The sequence below is a fragment of the Salmonella sp. SAL04213 genome (assembly GCF_046550535.1).
Taxonomy (GTDB): domain Bacteria; phylum Pseudomonadota; class Gammaproteobacteria; order Enterobacterales; family Enterobacteriaceae; genus Salmonella; species Salmonella enterica.
In genome coordinates, this window is record NZ_JBGDXS010000001.1 from 645072 (window position 1) to 665523 (window position 20452).

General features: G+C 53.3%; 19 protein-coding genes. 10 read left to right on the top strand and 9 right to left on the bottom strand.

Annotated features, from left to right (window positions below; translation table 11 throughout):
• Positions 1-7: 7 nt before the first annotated feature.
• Together ACLJPQ_RS03180 and ACLJPQ_RS03185 are read right to left on the bottom strand one after the other, a co-directional pair.
• Positions 8-1441 (bottom strand): J domain-containing protein, encoded by a 1434-nt coding sequence (locus ACLJPQ_RS03180; protein ID WP_080184572.1) that lies wholly within the window; start codon positions 1439-1441, stop codon positions 8-10.
• On the bottom strand, positions 1438-2145 hold the full coding sequence (locus ACLJPQ_RS03185) for a DUF1266 domain-containing protein (RefSeq protein WP_023137867.1): 708 nt from the start codon (positions 2143-2145) through the stop codon (positions 1438-1440). The genes ACLJPQ_RS03180 and ACLJPQ_RS03185 overlap by 4 nt, the downstream gene beginning before the upstream one ends.
• 124 nt (positions 2146-2269) lie before the next feature.
• On the opposite strand from ACLJPQ_RS03185, the gene ACLJPQ_RS03190 reads away from it, so the two are divergent.
• Positions 2270-3265 carry a tetratricopeptide repeat protein gene (locus ACLJPQ_RS03190; RefSeq protein WP_080184573.1) on the top strand — a complete coding sequence of 332 codons (996 nt, stop codon included), beginning with the start codon at positions 2270-2272 and terminating at the stop codon, positions 3263-3265.
• Between the two features lie 28 nt (positions 3266-3293).
• Here ACLJPQ_RS03190 and ACLJPQ_RS03195 read toward each other — a convergent pair whose 3' ends face one another.
• The 6 genes from ACLJPQ_RS03195 to ACLJPQ_RS03220 form a co-directional block, all read right to left on the bottom strand.
• A complete protein-coding gene (locus ACLJPQ_RS03195) occupies positions 3294-4235 on the bottom strand; it encodes a hypothetical protein (RefSeq protein ID WP_058821498.1) in 942 nt (313 codons plus the stop codon).
• Between the two features lie 81 nt (positions 4236-4316).
• The gene (locus tag ACLJPQ_RS03200; RefSeq protein ID WP_001044885.1) at positions 4317-4790 is read right to left on the bottom strand and encodes a zinc ribbon-containing protein; all 474 of its coding nucleotides are present in this window, start codon (positions 4788-4790) and stop codon (positions 4317-4319) included.
• A 92-nt stretch (positions 4791-4882) separates the two neighbouring features.
• Positions 4883-6811 carry a sigma-54 interaction domain-containing protein gene (locus ACLJPQ_RS03205; RefSeq protein ID WP_001044170.1) on the bottom strand — a complete coding sequence of 643 codons (1929 nt, stop codon included), beginning with the start codon at positions 6809-6811 and terminating at the stop codon, positions 4883-4885.
• 67 nt (positions 6812-6878) lie between these two features.
• Complete coding sequence (locus ACLJPQ_RS03210) at positions 6879-7832, bottom strand: 2-keto-3-deoxygluconate permease (RefSeq protein ID WP_000694477.1); 954 nt, start codon at positions 7830-7832, stop codon at positions 6879-6881.
• Positions 7833-7881: 49 nt separating this feature from the next.
• Positions 7882-9054 (bottom strand): UxaA family hydrolase, encoded by a 1173-nt coding sequence (locus ACLJPQ_RS03215; protein WP_001670689.1) that lies wholly within the window; start codon positions 9052-9054, stop codon positions 7882-7884.
• Between the two features lie 16 nt (positions 9055-9070).
• Positions 9071-9412, bottom strand: a complete 342-nt coding sequence (locus ACLJPQ_RS03220) for a UxaA family hydrolase (RefSeq protein WP_001574029.1) — start codon at positions 9410-9412, stop codon at positions 9071-9073.
• A 236-nt stretch (positions 9413-9648) separates the two neighbouring features.
• On the opposite strand from ACLJPQ_RS03220, the gene leuS reads away from it, so the two are divergent.
• From leuS to nadD, 4 genes are read left to right on the top strand one after another with little or no spacing between them, the layout of a single operon-like run.
• On the top strand, positions 9649-12231 hold the full coding sequence (leuS, locus tag ACLJPQ_RS03225; RefSeq protein ID WP_001157916.1) for a leucine--tRNA ligase: 2583 nt from the start codon (positions 9649-9651) through the stop codon (positions 12229-12231).
• A gap of 14 nt (positions 12232-12245) precedes the next feature.
• Positions 12246-12836, top strand: a complete 591-nt coding sequence (lptE, locus tag ACLJPQ_RS03230; RefSeq protein WP_001269950.1) for an LPS assembly lipoprotein LptE — start codon at positions 12246-12248, stop codon at positions 12834-12836.
• A complete protein-coding gene (holA, locus tag ACLJPQ_RS03235; RefSeq protein WP_000620491.1) occupies positions 12836-13867 on the top strand; it encodes a DNA polymerase III subunit delta in 1032 nt (343 codons plus the stop codon). The genes lptE and holA overlap by 1 nt, the downstream gene beginning before the upstream one ends.
• Position 13868: 1 nt before the next feature.
• On the top strand, positions 13869-14510 hold the full coding sequence (gene nadD / locus ACLJPQ_RS03240; RefSeq protein ID WP_001518902.1) for a nicotinate-nucleotide adenylyltransferase: 642 nt from the start codon (positions 13869-13871) through the stop codon (positions 14508-14510).
• On the opposite strand, the gene cobD is transcribed toward nadD, so the two are convergent.
• On the bottom strand, positions 14485-15579 hold the full coding sequence (gene cobD / locus ACLJPQ_RS03245; RefSeq protein ID WP_080184575.1) for a threonine-phosphate decarboxylase CobD: 1095 nt from the start codon (positions 15577-15579) through the stop codon (positions 14485-14487). The genes nadD and cobD overlap by 26 nt on opposite strands.
• A 96-nt stretch (positions 15580-15675) precedes the next feature.
• Here cobD and ACLJPQ_RS03250 point away from each other — a divergent pair, with 96 nt between their 5' ends.
• The 5 genes from ACLJPQ_RS03250 (at position 15676) to mrdB (ending at position 20448) form a co-directional block, all read left to right on the top strand.
• Positions 15676-16284 carry an adenosylcobalamin/alpha-ribazole phosphatase gene (locus tag ACLJPQ_RS03250; protein ID WP_001241923.1) on the top strand — a complete coding sequence of 203 codons (609 nt, stop codon included), beginning with the start codon at positions 15676-15678 and terminating at the stop codon, positions 16282-16284.
• A 328-nt stretch (positions 16285-16612) separates the two neighbouring features.
• A complete protein-coding gene (rsfS, locus tag ACLJPQ_RS03255) occupies positions 16613-16930 on the top strand; it encodes a ribosome silencing factor (RefSeq protein ID WP_001161670.1) in 318 nt (105 codons plus the stop codon).
• A gap of 3 nt (positions 16931-16933) precedes the next feature.
• Positions 16934-17401, top strand: coding sequence for a 23S rRNA (pseudouridine(1915)-N(3))-methyltransferase RlmH (gene rlmH, locus ACLJPQ_RS03260; RefSeq protein ID WP_000776107.1), 468 nt, complete (start codon positions 16934-16936; stop codon positions 17399-17401).
• A 30-nt stretch (positions 17402-17431) separates the two neighbouring features.
• On the top strand, positions 17432-19333 hold the full coding sequence (gene mrdA / locus ACLJPQ_RS03265) for a peptidoglycan DD-transpeptidase MrdA (RefSeq protein ID WP_000828700.1): 1902 nt from the start codon (positions 17432-17434) through the stop codon (positions 19331-19333).
• Positions 19334-19335: 2 nt separating this feature from the next.
• Positions 19336-20448 (top strand): peptidoglycan glycosyltransferase MrdB, encoded by a 1113-nt coding sequence (gene mrdB, locus ACLJPQ_RS03270; RefSeq protein WP_000131713.1) that lies wholly within the window; start codon positions 19336-19338, stop codon positions 20446-20448.
• Positions 20449-20452: the final 4 nt, after the last annotated feature.

The following is a 20452-nucleotide window of genomic DNA, read 5'->3' on the forward strand; positions in this document are numbered from 1 at the left end:
GATATCCCTAATGCATAAACTGGCGTAATACATGGCCGACAACGCCAATAAATAAAATGATTTTAATCACCTGCCAGAGGCCAAAGCCGCCGCCAGATTCCTCCGTACTCGGCGAAGTCACCGTCGTCACCGGTTCTTCATCTGCGACTACAGCTTCACACGGTGTGGCGACAGCCGCAGCCCGCCCCAGCAACCCGCGAATAACCAGCGCTTCCAACGGGCAGATATCCGGCGCATCAAGCTTCGTTACCAGACTCTGTAACAATGCCGCTGACGGCTCCTCGGCGCACGCCAGGCTATCCGCCACCTGATACAACAGCCAGTATGGATGCTGGCTATGCGCCTCACTCACCGCTGGCGCGCCATAATTCAAACGCCGCGCAATAAAACTTTCGCTTAGCGGCGATAATGCGCCGCTGTGCAGCGCCTCGGCCCACAGCAAGCAGGAACGGGCGCTGGAGCCGGGAATATACAGCAGCGGTTCGCCATCGATATCGACCTGCTCGCGCGTCTCAACCGCCATCACCAGCAGCGGGAAAAAGTCCGGTCGATGCTGACGGCACCAACGCAGCAACAGATCGTCAAGCTGGGTAGAAGGATGCGCCCACCACTGCGCGTAAAGTTCTGGCAGCAGGCTATCGCCTTCACCGCAGAATACGCGCTGGGCTAAGTAGTAATAACCCGGCGTTGCGTTATCGGGTTCGGCTTCCTGCCATGCCAGGGCGACAGGCAGCAGCTCCGCAATACCCCAGTGCAAGGTGCTGAACCAGCGTAACAGACGTCGTTGAAAGCGTAGATTGTCCGGGATAATCCAGGCGCCGTGCTGCGCCATAAGTTGGGCGAAATAGAGAGGATGCTCGAAAAAGGTGTTGTCCAGGGCATCATAAAAAGCAATGGTCTGGTTTTGTACCGCCACTGGCAAATGCAGCAATAGCGAATAATCAAACAGGTCGCCACGGCGGATTTCAAACAAAAGATCCTCCACCTCCTCGGCATCGACATCTCGATTATCACTCCCCTGTTCCCAGGCCAGGCGATCTGACAGCAGTTTCAGACACGAGTACGAAATAGGAAAGGTCTTCATCGCGATAGCGCACAGCCACCAGCGCGATTTTTCGACCTGTGAAATCGATAATTTATTGATCTGTTGGATAAACTCCTGCCATGCCTGCGGCTGAAAGCGCCGTTCGCCATCCGCCAGCAAATCACCAAATATCTCCCTGAGATAATTCACCCACGGGGTATCGGGATCCTCATCAACCACCGTAATGGCGGGCGATGTTGTCCCCTGCAATGCATTCTCATAGGCTTCTCGCAATTGCTTGAAACCCTGCGGATCGGTTTCCGGGTGAAATGACGGCAGCAGCGCCAGATAAGCCTGACGAATGGCGTCGGTATCCGTGGTGGCCTCAATACCAAGGACTTGCCAACAGGTTTTCATAGATCGCTCACCTCCTGAAGCGTGTCCGGGCATTCAGGGTAATGGGGCAGGTAGCGCCACGGCAGCGTGGCGTAAAAACTGTCTTTCCCGGCGATCAGCTTATTCATCATACGTCGCCCCGCGTCGTCAAACTCCTTACGGGCGAATGTCTCGCGTAGCAGCGGTAGGTTATCGCCATTCCGTAACTGCCAGTACAAACGCCCGGTGTAATAGGCGCTGAAATATTGCAACCAGCCGGAATAATAGCTGAGCGCGCGAAGCTGTATCCGCGACTGCAGCCACAGGCTCTCCTCTTCCGTCAGCCATTCATTGAGCACGCCCATGCGGCAGAGAAACCCCATCCGCACATAATCCCAGCTACGAATACCACCTTCGCCGCAACACACGGCGGTATCAGCGACGAATCGGGCATAAATGCGATCTCCCTCATCCAGCGCGTCGGTATACTCCTGCCACTCCTGCGGCGCATACCTAAACCAGCGGCGATATAGCCATTCCAGTTGTGTGGCATGACCGTCATCCGTCATGCGGGAAATGGTCTGAAGCAGCTCATCACGATTTTCAATACCCCACGACGATTCAAGATCGAAACGTTTTATCCCTAAATACATTTTCGGTGACGAATGTGAAGGTAAACAGTCCTCGTTCAATACTTCCATCGGCGAGGAAAGTGCAAAGAGTAAATATTGTGATTCTTTATCCATAATAAATCGCCAAAATATATTCACACCACAAATAAAAACGCAATTGAAAACTAAAATAGAGTACAACAAAGCCAAATCGCAATATATTATTAATCTAAAAAACAATGGCGGGATAAATTAAAAAATGAATCATTCCATAACCAGTCATCCCTGCGACAACGTATCTTTAGCACAATTAACCGAACTGGCGCAGTCAGGAAATAGTGAAGCTCAATATATATTAGGCCGTTTATATAATGACGAACGTATAGATGGCAGCGAAGAGGATAAGCTCTCTTTTTATTGGTTGCAGCAGGCAGCTGAACAAGGACACTGCGAGGCACAATATTGGCTCGGCTTACGATACAAAGACACGCCTACCGACATGAAAGATAATACGCTGGCTTTATTCTGGTCAGAAAAAGCCGCACAGCAAGGACACCGCCACGCTTTCAACACATTAGGCTGGGTTCAGGAAGGAGAAACCGGGATGGCGCCAGATTATGCCCAGGCCGTTGCCTGGTATCGCAAAGGAGCAGAACAGAGCCACAACCTTGCGCAATATAATCTCGGGAGAATGTATCATTCAGGAACTGGCGTAGAGCAAAATGATACACAGGCACTCTACTGGTTTAAACAGGCAGCATTACAAGGCCATTGCGCCAGCCAGGAAAGACTGGCGTATATGTATGGCAATGGGAAAGGATGTCGGAAAAATTTATCCCTTGCCGCCCTTTGGTACAAGAAGAGCGCGCTACAAGAGAGCAGCTACTCGCAATATCAGATGGGCTATTGTTATTACATCGGAAAAGGTATCAAACAAGATTACCAGCAGGCAATATACTGGTTTCGAAAAGCGGCAGACCAGGGTGACGATGATGCCTATAACAGTATCGGCTGGATGTACAAATGCGGTCATGGCGTCGAGCAAAATTATTCGCTAGCACTGGAATGGTTCCACAAATCAGCAGAATGTAACAATTCATCGGGCTGGTACAACCTCGGATGCATGTACAGAGATGGATACGGTACCGCACAAGACCTACAACAAGCGCTCTACTGGTTCAAAAAAGCACAGCCCACGGGCAAATGGAACGTCGACGAAGAGATCCGCAAACTGGAAGCGCAGTTGAATGCGTGATACAGGCTTCGATACAGAGCAATATTGGTTATTTCAGCGTCCAGAGGGGCTGGCTAATCACGTCAATAGTCGTCACCTCTTTCGCGTCGTCATAGATAGCCTGCGTGACGCGTATCCGCCCCGGACGCTGTAAATCGGGTTTCACCAAATCCGATGCTGTTTCCGTCGGCTGCATATTAAGGTTGCGAGTAAAAGCGGACGTGGCCTGAATCCATTGTTTCTTCTGGATATCAAACAGATACACCACACGAAATACGCTACTCCACCATTGTGGAGAAACCATGACGCGATCCCGCCCGCTATCGTCCAACCCGGATAGCGTCTCAACATTTCCGACCAGGCATTGCGATAACTTCACTGGCTTCACTTCCGCATCGCTGCTCCACAGCGAGCAATCACAATCACTATCGTCCGAACACGCGCCGCCAGTCCGTGGATTTTCCTCGCGAAGCCAGACGTAGCTCAAATGTTGGCCATCAAATTTACCCCTGGCAACTTCGGCACTTTTCTCTTTACTCTGATTAGCACGCGTAATGCCGTCGGTTTCGCGGGTGATTCGCCATCCCGCCGCGTCGCGCATCAGCAATATTTCCTCGGGATAGTTGGTCATTTTTCCCGTCGTACCTGCGCGTTTAACAAAACGAACGATGACTGATTTATCATCTTCCGCTGGCTGAATATTCAATGCGGTGACAATGTGTTGCTGATAGTCACTATTTTTCGCCAAAAACGCCTGCTCCCTGGCCACAACCTGCTGCGCGGAAAGCGACTGACCATACCACTCCACCTTTCCCCTATACAGTGACTGCGGCGGCGTGCTTTCCGTTCGATTCAGAGCATCGTTCCAACTATCCACCAACGCGTTGATTTGCTGTCCGTCGGCTGGCGTCAGCGCGGCGAAAGCGGAAAAGGATCCCAGCCCCCATAGCAAAACCACAGCCCGGCAACCCATGGAGCAAAACACATTCATCAACACATTCCTTGTCAGTTACGATTCCTGATAAACCTACTGAGCAGGCGATCATACGCCTGCTCCCTGCAATAATGAACCTTACGGCTCAAACGGCCTGCGCTGGAACTGATCGTGGCCACACTTCGGACAGAGCGGCAACACATCCGGCGTGTAAACCGCCAGATGATAGTGGCATTTCTCGCACACCAGATTCCCCAACCCCACCACTTCGCCACTGTGATACACGCCGTGGTGATTCAAATCCTGGAAGACTTCACGCCATTCCAGCTGGGTTTTGTCGGTAATGTCCGCCAGTTCCTGCCAGAGACTCTCTTTAATCACCCGCAAGAAGACGCTATCTTCCTGGCTCTCTTCGTAGCTCATGGCGAACTCTTCCAGATCGCGTCTGACAGCGCGCGTCAGTTCGTCCACCTCGGTTCGCGTTAACTCCCCTGTTTGCATCACGCGCTGGCGCGCCTGCTCCACCAGCGCATCAATGTCGCGCTCGCCATTGCGTAAACGCTCGCTTAATGAGGCCACCAATTCACGGTAATATTGAGCAACCTTGTTCATCACTTCACCTCTTGGATCGTTAACTGCCTATAATAATAGACGTTATTTGCGTTACGCTTTGCAAGGCTGTCCACAGAGTCTGTAAATTCTTGTCAGGCCGACTCACGTATCCAGCGCGTCAGCGAGGTACGATCGACATTTAATCGTTTCGCCACTAACGATTTATTATCCCTTTCCGCCTCTAATAATTTTCTCAAAATACGCAGGCGAATCGTTTTATAATCGCCAGCCAGCATCTGGCAGTCGTGGCAGGTACTTGGCTCGCGTCGGCTCCCCTCTTCCAGATCGTCCAGCAAGAGGCGGCCCTCATCCAGCGTTGCCGGGGAGTGATCAATAGAGAGCACCAGCCGTTCGATAATATTGCTTAACTGCCTGACGTTTCCGGGCCAGGCGAAGCGCTGAAGCTCTTGCCACAGCGCCGGGGTTAACGTTAGTGCCGGGCGTTTATAATGCTGGCTGAAACTGGTAAGCAGCGACAGGCCGATGGCTTTGATATCCTCCGGACGTTTGCGTAGCGGGATGGTGGTCACTTTTAATACGTTAAGCCGATAGTAAAGATCTTCGCGAAATGTCCCGTCCGCAATGAGCTTCGTTAACGTCTGATTGGTCGCCGCAATCACGCGAATATCAACAGGTATCATCTGGTCTGAGCCCAGCCGCATAATCTGCCGCTCCTGCAACACCCGTAATAAGCGCGTCTGTAGCGGTTTATCCAGCTCGCTAATCTCATCCAGAAAAATGGTACCGTGGTGCGCTAATTCAAACAGGCCTATTTTGCCTTTCGGCGACGCGCCGGTAAATGCGCCAGCGACATAGCCAAAGAGTTCGCTCTCCAGAATCTGAGGGGCCATCGCGCCGCAGTTAATGGCGACAAACGGGCCGTTGACGCGTTGGCTGGCATTATGAATACTTTGCGCCAGCACCTCTTTTCCCGTCCCGCTTTCGCCATTAATTAAGATAGTCGCGTCCGTACCGGCATAATTTTTAATGATCGCCAGACGACGCAACATTTCCGGGTTTTCGGTAAGCAGATCGTCGAAATGATAGCGGGCGCTCAAGCCGCGGCGAGACAGTTCCTGGCGGCGAACATGATGTTCCGCCCCCTGTAAACTGGAGACGGTTTGCATCGTCAACACTACCCGGCTTAACTGTCTGGCCGCAAATACCGGATACAGATTAACCACCATCGCGCCTTGCGGCGTATCGACGACTTTCGCGCTGACGGTTTTTCCCTCACGTAATGTATGCCGCTCCTGGTGCAATACCTGTTTCAGGAAAGACGCGTCATAAATTTCACCGGAGGCGTTAATTTTAAAAAGTTGGCTCGCATATTTATTGTAATGCAGTAACGCGCCGGTATCATCAAGCGTGATAACAGCTTTATCAAACTGATCGAGAATCAGCTGCAGATGATGACGTTCGAGTAATTGGCTGCGAAAAGCCAGATATAATGAGCGGGCCTCTTCCAGAGCTTCGGTTATTGAGGCGGGGCTGGAATCAAGTAAACGAAATTGCGAGCCCAGCGGTGAAAAATAATCCTGACAAACGGTATCGCCAACAATGCAATCTAATGGCGTGGACGCTAATTGTTGCTTCAGGCAAGAAATCGTTTCTTTATCATTTCCCTGTAAGGTAAAAATTTTATAGTTAATATTTAACTGTTCCGCTACGCGCGCGCATCCTTTGATCACACTGGAAAAGCCGACAATACCGACAGTGCCTTTTTGTCCTTTAAAAGGGATAAGCGCATCAAGAATGTCGTAGCCGGACATTTTAATTTCGACTACCGGTAATTTACTGTGCTTTTTTAATATTTCCGCACAGCCGCCACGACTAATCAGTACCTGGTGCCCACGGGACTCTAATAAAGGTAGCTCATCCAGGATACGATTAAGCGTCGTTTGATGAATAGTGACGGCATAATCCAACTGCGCGACCAGCGCCTCGGCAGCCTTTGCCAGTTGCGGATAAGGAGAGACAAAACAGAGAGGAGATGCGGCTATATCTTTCGTCTTATTCATCACTCACCATCCTGTTGGTTTATGAACGGGCGAGACCGCCCGTCGTGATTTATTTTCCGCCGAAACGCTAACCGCCTGCGGCGGCTGGGTTCAGTTTACGATCGTAGCGTTTTTTTATCCATACGGTCAGGAAGGGGGCGCACAGAGCGGTAATAATCGTCGAGGCCGCCACCTGTGCCGCCGCCGTCGACGCCAGGTCGGTAAAATGCGGATCGAGCAGCGCGATTGCCGCTGGCGTCGCGACGGCGTTGCCAGAGGTGGTGGATACCGCCGCGCCTGCCACGCCGCTGCCTCCCGTCAGACGATCGGCGAAAATATTAAAAAATCCGCCAATCGCCACCGTCATGAGCCCCAGTAAAATGCCTGAAGAACCTGCCGTGATAAGTCTTGCGAAATCAATACCGTATCCTAACCCAAAGGCAAAAAAGGGAATCGTTACCACGCTGCCCTGTTTAAGAAACTTGCGCATGTCCTCATCCAGATTACCCAAAATCATGCCAATGATAATGGGAATAATAACCGCCACCAGATTCATAAAGGGTATCGACACCATGCCTGCCGACCCTAACGCCAGCATGGTGAAAAAGGGACCATCGTTCAACGATATTACCGCAATCGCGCCGCCGTCGGTTTCATCGCCGTACTCCCCCACCAACGCGGCATATAACCCACTGTTCGAGTTGGTCATCGCCGAAATAATCGCTAAAGCCGACAGACCTAATAACCCATCCGGGCCGCAAAATTTTCCGACCAGAATGCCAATAATCACGCCGCTGGCAAATTTCGCAAAGGTGATCGCAGCGCCTTTTTTCAGCGCTTTCGGCGCGGCTTTAAACTGGATATCCGCGCCCATACAGACTAAAAACATGCCTAAAATCGCCATTGCGCCATGCGAAATAGAAGTGACAAAACCGCCTATTTCCAGCGCCTCCGGGGCAAAGGTTTTAAACAATGCGCCGATGATTAGCGGTACAACCATCATACCACCAGGAAAACGTTCCAGTGTTTTTTTAATTTTCATAGCTTATTCCCAGGAGATAACCGGACAGCTTGTGCTGCCCGATTTGATATCAGAACGTCGGCGCGATCTTATAAATAGAGAATTCGTTATGACCTAAATCTTCTGATTTAGTCGTTTTCCCATTCGCGACACGTAAAATTTCCTGATAAATTTCCTCGCCCATTTGTGTAATAGAAGCCTCGCCAGACATAATGGCGGACACATCAATATCAATATTGTCCTGCATCATTTCCCACGTTGCTTTATTACCCGTAATTTTTATTACCGGCGCTATTGGGTTACCGGCAGGCGTTCCGCGACCAGTAGTAAAAATAACGATCTGCGCTCCACCCGCCACCATGCCGGAAATAGATTCAATATCCTGCCCCGGGGTATCCATAATCCACAGGCCCGGATGCGTTGGACTATCGGCATATTCCAGGACGCCCTGTAACGGCGCATGACCTGCTTTATGCATACAGCCTAACGATTTTTCTTCAATGGTAGTCAACCCGCCTTTAATATTGCCCGGCGTCGGCTGTCCCCCGCGAATATCCTCGCCCAGCGCTTTTGCTCGCGCCTCGCAGCCGACCACTAAATCAATGAGCTGTTGACCAACCTCCGGCGTCACCGCGCGTTTCGCCATCACATGCTCGGCGCCAATAAATTCCGTCGTTTCAGAAAGAATTGAGCTTCCGCCGCAGCGTATCAGCTTATCCGAGGCGACCCCGCAGGAAGGGTTAGACGCCAGCCCCGATGTCGTATCTGACCCGCCGCACTCCATCGCCAGCAGCAGCTCGCTAACCGGTGCTTGCTGCGGTTTTTGCATGGAGAGTTGTTGCGCATAGTCGCGGGCCAGCGAAATCCCCCTGGCCTGACATTTAAGCGTGCCGCCCTCTTCCTGAATGGTAATGCAGGAAGTCGGTTTGCCAAATGCGGTAATCTCTTCTGCGATGCGCAGCGGCTCCGCGCCTTCACAGCCTAAGCCCACAACCACAATAGCGCCGACGTTGGGATTATTCGCCACATTAATCAATGTCTTTTCCGTCAGACGCGCATCGCCTGCCACCTGGCAGCAGCCAAAATCGTTATTCACCCATGTCGCGCCTTTTACCTGCCGGGCAATATCCTGGGCAACTTTATTCGCACAAACGCTGGTAGGTAAAATCAGTACATAATTACGGATGCCAAAACGGCCGTCAGGGCGGCGGAAACCCAAAAAAGTCTCATTGCTCATAATCATTTTCCCTTGTTTTATATTATTTCCAGTCACCACGTCCGCGTTCGCTTTCCACATTGTGGACGTGCACATAGTCGCCACTTTTTATTTCCTGAGTGGCGCGGCCAATGGATTCGCCATATTTATAAACTTCGCCATGAAAAGGCACATCGCAGATGGCGAATTTGTGGCCAAATGGCACATCCTGATGTAACACAACGCTTATCTCGCGTTCGCCAATGAACATTGTGGCGGTTTCGCCGGCCTTGAGCGCCGTAATAGCCGTCGCGACGCAATCCTGAGGGTGAATCACCACTGCATTTTTTTTCACGATTAACTCCTTTGCTTTAGTCCTGTCTTCCCTAATCAAAAGGCGTGCCATTTTTTAACTTATTGTTTTATATGGCTTTATTTTCACAGATCGATCTGGCGGTGACAGGAACTGCGGTAATTTGCCTCAGTCGTGTCGCATTTTGCGTCACCTCCTCATGAACGCCTGGCGCGACAAATGTTCTACCCCCTGTTTTGACGTGCGTGTTTGGGCTATGCTATGCGGATCTAAACACCACCTCTAAAGCTACATTTGTAGCTGTATCGAAAACAGGACTACTGGCTGCCATGCAAGAGCAATACCGCCCGGAAGAGATAGAATCCAAAGTACAGCTTCACTGGGATGAGAAGCGCACATTTGAAGTGACCGAAGACGAGAGCAAAGAGAAGTATTACTGCCTGTCGATGCTTCCCTATCCTTCTGGCCGACTACACATGGGCCACGTACGTAACTACACCATCGGCGACGTGGTTGCCCGCTACCAGCGTATGCTGGGCAAAAACGTGCTGCAGCCAATCGGCTGGGACGCCTTCGGCCTGCCGGCGGAAGGCGCGGCGGTGAAGAACAACACCGCGCCGGCGCCGTGGACGTACGACAACATCGCGTATATGAAAAACCAGCTCAAAACGCTGGGTTTTGGCTATGACTGGAGCCGTGAAATCGCGACCTGCACCCCGGAATACTACCGTTGGGAACAGAAATTCTTCACCGAGCTGTATAAAAAAGGCCTGGTGTACAAGAAGACTTCTGCCGTTAACTGGTGCCCGAACGATCAGACCGTTCTTGCCAACGAACAGGTGATCGACGGCTGCTGCTGGCGTTGCGACACCAAAGTTGAGCGTAAAGAGATCCCACAGTGGTTTATCAAAATCACCGCTTACGCAGACGAGCTGTTGCGCGATCTGGATAAGCTGGACCACTGGCCTGATACCGTAAAAACGATGCAGCGCAACTGGATTGGCCGCTCTGAAGGCGTGGAAATCACCTTCGATGTGAAGGGTTACGATAACACGCTGACCGTCTATACCACCCGTCCGGATACCTTTATGGGCGCCACCTACCTGGCAGTGGCCGCCGGTCATCCGCTGGCGCAAAAAGCGGCGGCGAACAACGCCGAGCTGGCGGCGTTCATCGACGAATGCCGTAACACCAAAGTGGCCGAAGCCGAAATGGCGACCATGGAGAAAAAAGGCGTCGACACCGGCTATAAAGCGATTCATCCGTTAACTGGCGAAGAGATCCCGGTCTGGGCGGCAAACTTTGTCCTGATGGAGTACGGCACTGGCGCGGTGATGGCCGTTCCGGGTCACGATCAGCGCGACTACGAATTTGCCTCCAAATACGGTTTGACCATCAAGCCGGTGATTCTGGCCGCCGACGGTTCCGAGCCGGATCTTTCCGAACAGGCGCTGACCGAAAAAGGCGTGCTGTTTAACTCCGGCGAGTTCGACGGTCTGGCCTTTGAAGCGGCGTTTAATGCCATTGCCGATAAACTGGCGGAAAAAGGCGTCGGCGAACGTAAAGTGAACTATCGTCTGCGTGACTGGGGCGTTTCCCGTCAGCGTTACTGGGGCGCGCCGATCCCGATGGTCACCCTGGAAGACGGCACCGTGCTGCCGACGCCGGAAGATCAACTGCCGGTTATTTTGCCGGAAGACGTCGTCATGGACGGCATCACCAGCCCGATTAAAGCCGATCCTGAGTGGGCGAAAACCACCGTTAACGGTATGCCGGCGCTGCGTGAAACCGACACCTTCGACACCTTTATGGAATCGTCATGGTACTACGCGCGTTACACCTGCCCGCAGTATCAGGAAGGAATGCTGGATTCGAAAGCGGCAAACTACTGGCTGCCAGTCGACATCTACATCGGCGGTATTGAACATGCCATCATGCACCTGCTCTACTTCCGCTTCTTCCATAAGCTGATGCGCGATGCGGGCATGGTCACCTCTGACGAGCCGGCTAAACAGTTGCTGTGCCAGGGCATGGTACTGGCGGATGCGTTCTATTATGTCGGCGAGAACGGCGAACGTAACTGGGTTTCGCCAGTTGACGCTATCGTCGAGCGCGATGAAAAAGGCCGCATCGTCAAAGCAAAAGACGCAGCGGGTCATGAGCTGGTCTACACTGGCATGAGTAAAATGTCCAAGTCGAAAAATAACGGTATCGACCCGCAGGTAATGGTTGAACGTTATGGCGCGGATACGGTACGCCTGTTTATGATGTTCGCTTCTCCGGCGGATATGACTCTGGAATGGCAGGAGTCCGGCGTAGAAGGCGCAAACCGCTTTATTAAACGCGTCTGGAAGCTGGTTTACGAACACACCGCTAAAGGTCCTGTCGCGGCGCTGAACGTCGATGCGCTGAGCGAAGATCAAAAAGCGCTGCGTCGCGATGTGCATAAAACCATTGCCAAAGTGACCGATGATATCGGCCGCCGTCAGACGTTCAACACCGCCATTGCGGCGATCATGGAGTTGATGAACAAACTGGCGAAAGCCCCGCAGGAAGGCGAACAAGACCGCGCACTGCTTCAGGAAGCGCTGCAGGCCGTCGTGCGTATGCTTAACCCGTTCACCCCGCACGTCTGCTTTACCTTGTGGCAGGAACTGGGCGGCGAAGGCGATATCGACAACGCGCCGTGGCCGGTTGCCGACGAGCAGGCAATGGTGGAAAACACCACGCTGGTTGTCGTGCAGGTTAACGGTAAAGTTCGCGGTAAGATCACCGTTGCGGTGGATGCCACCGAAGAACAGGTGCGTGAACGTGCAGGCCAGGAACATCTGGTGGCAAAATATCTTGATGGCGTTACCGTGCGTAAAGTGATTTACGTTCCGGGTAAACTCCTCAATCTGGTTGTTGGCTAAGCGCGGGAGGAAGCGTGCGATATCTGGTAACACTGTTGTTATCTCTGGCGGTGCTGGTCACCGCCGGATGCGGCTGGCATCTGCGTAGCACTACGCAGGTTCCGGCTTCAATGAAAACGATGATCCTCGATTCCGGCGATCCGAACGGTCCGCTAAGTCGTGCGGTACGTAATCAGTTACGGCTGAATAACGTAAACCTGCTTGATAAAGACACAACGCGCAAAGACGTTCCGTCTCTGCGGCTTGGAACGGTGACTATTTCGCAGGATACGGCGTCAGTGTTCCAGGACGGCCAGACGGCGGAATATCAGATGGTAATGACCGTCAATGCCTCGGTATTGATTCCGGGCCATGACATCTATCCTATCAGCACGAAAGTGTACCGTTCGTTCTTCGATAACCCGCAGATGGCGTTGGCGAAGGATAACGAGCAGGCCATGATCGTTCAGGAGATGTATGACAAAGCCGCTGAACAGCTGATTCGTAAGCTGACCAGCGTCCGCGCGGCGGATATTCAGGCGACGAAAGAGGAGGCTACCGCCGACAATGAGACGGCGGCGCCCGCCTCTACGCCAGCACGCGTCTCCACTACGCTGAGTAACTAATGATCAGGTTGTATCCTGAACAACTCCGCGCGCAGCTCAACGAAGGGCTGCGTGCGGCATATCTATTATTGGGCAACGATCCGCTGCTACTGCAGGAAAGTCAGGACGCTATTCGTCTGGCGGCTGCGTCGCAAGGCTTCGAAGAGCACCACGCTTTTACTCTCGATCCCAGTACCGACTGGGGATCGCTTTTCTCACTTTGCCAGGCGATGAGCCTGTTCGCCAGCCGTCAAACGCTGGTGCTGCAACTGCCGGAAAACGGGCCTAACGCGGCAATGAATGAGCAACTCGCCACCCTGAGCGAGCTGCTGCATGACGACCTGTTATTAATAGTACGCGGAAACAAGCTCACCAAAGCGCAGGAAAACGCCGCCTGGTATACCGCACTGGCAGACCGTAGCGTTCAGGTCAGTTGTCAGACGCCGGAGCAGGCGCAGCTTCCCCGCTGGGTTGCCGCCAGAGCGAAAGCACAGAATTTGCAACTGGATGACGCCGCGAACCAACTGCTGTGCTATTGCTATGAGGGCAATCTGTTGGCGCTGGCGCAGGCGCTGGAACGGCTGTCGCTGCTTTGGCCTGACGGTAAGTTAACGCTTCCTCGCGTAGAGCAGGCCGTCAATGACGCCGCCCACTTTACCCCTTTCCACTGGGTGGATGCGTTACTGATGGGGAAAAGCAAACGCGCGCTGCATATTCTGCAACAGCTACGCCTTGAAGGCAGCGAACCGGTCATTCTGCTGCGGACCCTCCAGCGAGAGCTGCTGCTGCTGGTAAATCTCAAACGTCAGTCCGCGCATACGCCGTTACGCGCGCTGTTTGATAAACACCGGGTCTGGCAAAACCGTCGCCCCATGATCGGCGACGCGTTGCAGCGTCTCCATCCTGCACAGCTTCGCCAGGCCGTGCAGTTACTGACGCGTACAGAAATTACGCTCAAACAGGATTATGGTCAGTCAGTATGGGCAGATCTTGAAGGGCTGTCGCTCCTGCTCTGCCATAAGGCGCTGGCAGACGTATTTATTGATGGGTGATATGAAATCGTTACAGGCTTTATTCGGCGGCACCTTTGATCCGGTGCATTATGGACATCTTAAACCTGTTGAAACGCTGGCGAATCTGATCGGCTTATCGCGGGTGATTATTATGCCTAACAATGTGCCGCCGCATCGCCCCCAGCCGGAAGCTTCCAGCGCGCAGCGTAAATATATGCTGGAGCTGGCTATCGCCGATAAGCCGCTTTTTACGCTGGATGAACGCGAGCTACAGCGAAACGCGCCCTCTTACACTGCGCAAACGTTGAAAGCATGGCGCGAAGAACAGGGTCCCGAAGCGCCGCTGGCGTTTATTATCGGCCAGGACTCTCTGCTTAACTTCCCCACCTGGCATGATTACGACACCATCCTTGATAACACTCACCTGATCGTTTGTCGTCGTCCGGGCTATCCCCTTGAAATGACGCAGGCGCAACACCAGCAGTGGCTGGAACAGCATCTGACCCATACGCCGGACGATCTGCACCAGTTGCCAGCCGGTAAAATTTACCTGGCGGAAACGCCCTGGCTTAATATCTCCGCAACCCTCATCCGCGAACGGCTGGAAAAAGGCGAATCCTGCGACGATCTGTTGCCGGAAAACGTGCTGAACTACATCAATCAGCAGGGGCTATACCGGTAAGCACATTGCGCAGCGCCGACAGCAGACGCTCGTTTTGCGCAGCGCTGCGTATCGCCACACGATAATAGCGGCTGTCCAGCCCCGGGTAGTTAGCGCAGCTACGGATTAAAATCCGCTGCGTCAGCAACCGTCGCTGCAGATCAATATCCTCTCGCTCACAGCGTAACAACAGATAGTTTGCCCGCCCGGGATAGACCGTCAGCAGGGGGAGCCGACAAAGCGCCTGATAAAACCGGGCGCCCTCCTCCCGTAACCAATGCCAGGTCGCCTGTTGCCAGGCGCTATCCTGTAACGCTACCTCACCGGCCAGCGCCGCCAGCGCGTTAATCGACCACGGCATTTGTTGGCGACGCATCCGCGCTACCGCCGCGTCATCGCTATTGACGAGATATCCCAACCGCAGGCCGGGAATGGCATAAAATTTGGTCAGCGAACGCAGCACCCAGATATGCGGATTATCTTTAAGAGCAGGAATAAAGCCCGTCTCATGCGGAATAAAATCGATAAACGCCTCATCCAGGATCAGGTTAATGCTCAGCGATTTGCAGCGATCGGCAATGGCCTGTAATAACGGCCGCTCCGGCAGCAGGCCGGTAGGATTATTGGGCGTACACAGAAACAGGCAGTCCAGATCGGGCGTCAACGCCTCAAGAATGGCATCGGTAAGCTGCCAGCCATCCGCTTCGCGTAGAGACCAACGACGAATTTCACAGCCACTTTGCGCCAGCGCCCGGCCATACTCCGCGAAACCTGGCGTGACAATCATTGCACGACGCGGTTTAAGACCGCTCGCCACGGTAAAGATTGACTCCGTCTCGCCATTTCCCGCCAGTATCCACGATGCCGGCACCTGATGATGACGCGCCAGCGCCTGGTGCAAATGAAAATAATCGGCGTCCGGGTAGCGCTCAATGCAGTCCAGATTGTCGATAAGCGCGCGTTTCACGCTGACAGGCATACCCAGCGGATTAATGTTTGCGCTAAAATCCAGTAACTGGTCAGGCGAGATGCCCAACACCGTCGCGGCTTCCCGAATATTACCGCCATGCGCGCTGTTGAATAACGCCATTATGCCTCCGGCCAAAAAATGCTATTTTAGTGAAAAAAACGTTGCGCAATCAGGGGCATTATCATGTTTTGCGCATTTAACCTCATGAGGAATACCATGCGATTGTGGCTGGTGCGTCATGGCGAAACCGAGGCCAATGTCGCCGGGTTGTATAGCGGACATGCTCCCACGCCGTTAACGGAAAAAGGGATTGGCCAGGCGAAAACGCTACATACTTTATTGCGCCACGCGCCATTTGACCGGGTGTTATGCAGCGAGCTGGAGCGCGCGCGCCATACCGCCCGGCTCGTACTGGAGGGCCGGGATGTGCCGCAACACATCTTACCTGAGCTTAATGAGATGTACTTCGGCGACTGGGAAATGCGCCATCACCGCGACCTCACCCATGAAGATGCCGAAAGCTATGCCGCCTGGTGTACGGACTGGCAGAATGCGGTTCCGACCAATGGCGAGGGTTTTCAGGCTTTTACCCGGCGCGTAGAGCGCTTTATCTCGCGACTCGACGCGTTTAGCGATTGCCAGAACCTGCTGATCGTCAGCCATCAGGGCGTACTCAGCCTGTTGATTGCCCGTCTGCTCGCGATGCCCGCCGCCTCGCTATGGCATTTCCGGGTAGAACAGGGATGCTGGAGCGCAATCGACCTGTGCGAAGGGTTCGCCACCCTGAAAGTATTAAATAGTCGTGCCGTCTGGCGGCCTGAGTGATGAATTTTCCGTTTTTTCTCGCCGCAGTGGTTTCGCCCATTGACAGCCCCCGACAGGCTGTTATTCTCCGCAGCCAGGCTTTTTTCACCTTGCAGAGCTTTGCAGAAATTGTTTTACAAAAATGGCGATGCTTTCTGTGACGTGGGATGGGATGATAATCTGGTTTTAAACGCCGATCCGGCGACATAAGTCCCGGTATCGCCGCTGATTCAGGTATACTACACGGCGTCCCGCCGGAAGGTTAGCGTTAACTCGCAACGCCTTACCGGTCCAGCCTGTTGGCCTTTTTTCTATCGTTATAACGCAATTATTCACCCAGGGGGAAAACTTGCAGGGTAAAGCACTCCAGGATTTTGTTATCGACAAAATTGATGACCTGAAAGGTCAGGACATCATCGCCTTAGATGTTCAGGGTAAATCCAGTATCACCGACTGTATGATTATTTGTACCGGCACCTCCAGCCGTCACGTTATGTCTATTGCCGACCACGTGGTGCAGTCGTCGCGCGCGGCCGGTATGCTGCCGTTGGGCGTCGAAGGCGAAAATGCGGCTGACTGGATTGTCGTCGATCTGGGCGATGTGATTGTGCATGTCATGCAGGAAGAAAGTCGCCGCCTGTATGAACTGGAAAAACTCTGGAGTTAATGCGTGAAGCTGCAACTTGTCGCTGTCGGCACGAAGATGCCCGACTGGGTTCAAACGGGATTTACGGAATATCTGCGTCGTTTTCCGAAAGATATGCCCTTTGAGCTGATCGAAATCCCTGCGGGCAAACGCGGCAAGAACGCGGATATCAAACGCATTCTCGACAAAGAGGGCGAGCAGATGCTGGCCGCCGCCGGTAAGAATCGCATTGTTACCCTGGATATTCCAGGCAAGCCGTGGGATACGCCGCAGTTAGCCAATGAGCTGGAGCGCTGGAAACAGGACGGGCGCGACGTCAGTTTGCTGATTGGCGGCCCGGAAGGATTATCTCCCGCCTGCAAAGCGGCAGCGGAACAGAGCTGGTCGCTCTCGGCGTTAACGCTCCCTCACCCGCTGGTTCGGGTTCTGGTTGCGGAGAGTTTGTACCGGGCGTGGAGCATCACAACCAACCACCCTTATCACCGTGAGTGATCGTGAAGTCTTGAGAAGATTAAGCAGCGGATGAAACGACAAAATTCTTTTCGTGACTATACGGCTGAGTCCGCACTGTTTGTGCGTCGGGCGCTGGTCGCCTTTTTGGGTATTTTGCTGCTGACCGGCGTACTGATCGCCAATTTGTATAATCTGCAAATTCTCCGTTTTACCGATTACCAGACCCGCTCGAACGAAAACCGTATCAAGCTGGTGCCAATTGCGCCAAGCCGCGGGATAATCTACGACCGTAACGGCATTCCCCTTGCGCTGAACCGCACTATCTATCAGATTGAAATGATGCCGGAAAAGGTGGATAACGTTCAGCAAACGCTGGATGCGCTACGCAGTGTGGTCGATTTAAACGACGACGATATCGCCGCCTTTAAAAAAGAGCGCGCCCGCTCCCATCGCTTTACTTCTATTCCGGTGAAAACAAACCTGACGGAAGTTCAGGTCGCGCGCTTTGCTGTCAACCAGTACCGTTTCCCGGGCGTCGAAGTCAAAGGCTATAAACGCCGCTATTATCCATACGGATCGGCGCTGACCCACGTTATCGGCTACGTATCGAAAATCAATGATAAAGACGTCGAGCGTCTCGACAGAGAAAACAAACTGGCGAACTACGCCGCCACTCATGACATCGGCAAGCTGGGCATTGAGCGCTACTATGAAGATATTCTGCATGGGCAAACCGGTTATGAAGAGGTTGAAGTCAACAACCGCGGCCGCGTTATTCGCCAGCTTAAAGAGGTGCCGCCGCAGGCCGGACACGATATCTACCTGACGCTGGATCTCAAGCTCCAGCAGTATATTGAAACGCTGCTGGCAGGCAGTCGCGCGGCGGTGATTGTCACCGATCCGCGTACCGGCGGCGTGCTATCGCTGGTCTCCATGCCAAGTTACGACCCTAACCTTTTCGTGGATGGCATCTCCAGCAAAGATTATTCCGGGCTGCTTAACGACCCGAACACGCCATTAGTGAACCGCGCGACTCAGGGTGTCTACCCACCTGCTTCTACCGTTAAGCCTTACGTCGCCGTATCGGCGTTAAGCGCTGGCGTCATCACCCGTAACACCAGTCTTTTCGACCCTGGCTGGTGGCAGTTGCCGGGGTCTGAGAAACGCTACCGCGACTGGAAAAAATGGGGCCACGGGCATCTGAATATCACCAAATCCCTTGAAGAGTCGGCGGATACCTTCTTCTATCAGGTGGCCTATGACATGGGGATCGATCGCCTGTCAGAATGGATGGGTAAGTTCGGCTATGGTCACTATACCGGAATTGATCTCGCAGAAGAGCGCTCTGGTAATATGCCGACCCGCGAGTGGAAACAGAAACGCTTTAAAAAACCGTGGTATCAGGGCGATACGATTCCGGTGGGCATCGGCCAGGGCTACTGGACGGCAACGCCGATTCAGATGAGTAAGGCGCTGATGATCCTTATTAACGACGGTGTAGTTAAAGTCCCGCACCTGTTAATGAGCACCGCGGAAAACGGTAAACAGGTGCCGTGGGTACAGCCGCATGAGCCGCCGGTGGGCGATATTCACTCCGGCTACTGGGAAATTGCGAAAGATGGCATGTATGGCGTCGCCAACCGCCCTAACGGCACGGCGCATAAATATTTTGCCAGCGCGCCCTATAAAATCGCGGCGAAGTCGGGCACCGCGCAGGTCTTTGGCCTGAAGGCCAACGAAACGTACAATGCGCATAAAATCGCCGAGCGCCTGCGCGACCATAAATTAATGACCGCCTTTGCGCCGTATAACAATCCCCAGGTCGCCGTCGCGATCATCCTTGAAAACGGCGGCGCAGGCCCGGCAGTAGGCACGATCATGCGCCAAATCCTTGATCACATCATGCTGGGCGACAACAACACCCATTTGCCTGCGGAAAACCCGGTGGTTGCAGCGGCGGAGGACCAATAATCATGACGGATAATCCGAACAAAAAAACCTTCTGGGATAAAATTCATATCGATCCCACGATGCTACTCATTCTGCTGGCGTTACTGGTTTATAGCGCGTTGGTCATCTGGAGCGCCAGCGGCCAGGACATCGGCATGATGGAGCGTAAAATCGGTCAGATTGCGATGGGGCTGGTGGTTATGGTGGTGATGGCGCAGATCCCGCCGCGCGTGTATGAAGGCTGGGCGCCCTATCTCTATATCATTTGTATCATTTTGCTGGTCGCCGTTGATGCCTTCGGCGCAATATCCAAAGGCGCGCAGCGCTGGCTCGATCTGGGAATCGTTCGCTTTCAGCCTTCGGAAATAGCCAAAATCGCCGTGCCGCTGATGGTCGCCCGCTTTATTAACCGCGACGTCTGCCCGCCCTCGCTGAAAAATACCGCCATCGCCCTGGTATTAATCTTTATGCCTACCCTGCTGGTCGCCGCCCAGCCGGACCTGGGGACGTCTATTCTGGTCGCCCTTTCCGGTCTCTTTGTCCTATTTTTGTCTGGTCTGAGCTGGCGCTTAATTGGGGTCGCCATTGTATTGATCGCTGCATTTATTCCTATTTTGTGGTTTTTCCTGATGCACGATTACCAACGCCAGCGCGTCATGATGCTCCTTGATCCGGAGACCGATCCGCTGGGCGCGGGCTATCATATTATTCAGTCTAAAATCGCCATTGGCTCAGGCGGCCTGCGCGGTAAAGGCTGGCTCCACGGCACCCAGTCGCAGCTGGAGTTTTTACCCGAGCGCCATACCGACTTTATCTTCGCGGTACTGGCGGAAGAGCTCGGTCTGGTGGGCATCCTGATTCTGCTCGCGCTCTATATTTTGCTAATAATGCGCGGCTTGTGGATTGCCGCCAGAGCGCAAACTACATTTGGTCGCGTGATGGCTGGCGGATTAATGTTAATATTATTCGTTTATGTCTTCGTAAATATTGGTATGGTGAGCGGTATTCTGCCTGTGGTTGGAGTACCTTTACCCCTGGTCAGCTACGGGGGCTCCGCACTGATTGTGCTGATGGCCGGGTTCGGGATTGTGATGTCGATCCACACCCACAGAAAAATGTTGTCGAAAAGCGTATAAGGGG

What these genes read in the sequence shown, in the direction of transcription:
- ACLJPQ_RS03180 (WP_080184572.1), bottom strand. Translation starts at nt 1,441, where the DNA reads ATGAAAACCTGTTGGCAAGTCCTTGGTATTGAGGCCACCACGGATACC.
- ACLJPQ_RS03185 (WP_023137867.1), bottom strand. Translation starts at nt 2,145, where the DNA reads ATGGATAAAGAATCACAATATTTACTCTTTGCACTTTCCTCGCCGATG.
- ACLJPQ_RS03190 (WP_080184573.1), top strand. Translation starts at nt 2,270, where the DNA reads ATGAATCATTCCATAACCAGTCATCCCTGCGACAACGTATCTTTAGCA.
- ACLJPQ_RS03195 (WP_058821498.1), bottom strand. Translation starts at nt 4,235, where the DNA reads ATGAATGTGTTTTGCTCCATGGGTTGCCGGGCTGTGGTTTTGCTATGG.
- ACLJPQ_RS03200 (WP_001044885.1), bottom strand. Translation starts at nt 4,790, where the DNA reads ATGAACAAGGTTGCTCAATATTACCGTGAATTGGTGGCCTCATTAAGC.
- ACLJPQ_RS03205 (WP_001044170.1), bottom strand. Translation starts at nt 6,811, where the DNA reads ATGAATAAGACGAAAGATATAGCCGCATCTCCTCTCTGTTTTGTCTCT.
- ACLJPQ_RS03210 (WP_000694477.1), bottom strand. Translation starts at nt 7,832, where the DNA reads ATGAAAATTAAAAAAACACTGGAACGTTTTCCTGGTGGTATGATGGTT.
- ACLJPQ_RS03215 (WP_001670689.1), bottom strand. Translation starts at nt 9,054, where the DNA reads ATGATTATGAGCAATGAGACTTTTTTGGGTTTCCGCCGCCCTGACGGC.
- ACLJPQ_RS03220 (WP_001574029.1), bottom strand. Translation starts at nt 9,412, where the DNA reads ATGGCACGCCTTTTGATTAGGGAAGACAGGACTAAAGCAAAGGAGTTA.
- leuS (WP_001157916.1), top strand. Translation starts at nt 9,649, where the DNA reads ATGCAAGAGCAATACCGCCCGGAAGAGATAGAATCCAAAGTACAGCTT.
- holA (WP_000620491.1), top strand. Translation starts at nt 12,836, where the DNA reads ATGATCAGGTTGTATCCTGAACAACTCCGCGCGCAGCTCAACGAAGGG.
- nadD (WP_001518902.1), top strand. Translation starts at nt 13,869, where the DNA reads ATGAAATCGTTACAGGCTTTATTCGGCGGCACCTTTGATCCGGTGCAT.
- cobD (WP_080184575.1), bottom strand. Translation starts at nt 15,579, where the DNA reads ATGGCGTTATTCAACAGCGCGCATGGCGGTAATATTCGGGAAGCCGCG.
- ACLJPQ_RS03250 (WP_001241923.1), top strand. Translation starts at nt 15,676, where the DNA reads ATGCGATTGTGGCTGGTGCGTCATGGCGAAACCGAGGCCAATGTCGCC.
- mrdA (WP_000828700.1), top strand. Translation starts at nt 17,432, where the DNA reads ATGAAACGACAAAATTCTTTTCGTGACTATACGGCTGAGTCCGCACTG.
- mrdB (WP_000131713.1), top strand. Translation starts at nt 19,336, where the DNA reads ATGACGGATAATCCGAACAAAAAAACCTTCTGGGATAAAATTCATATC.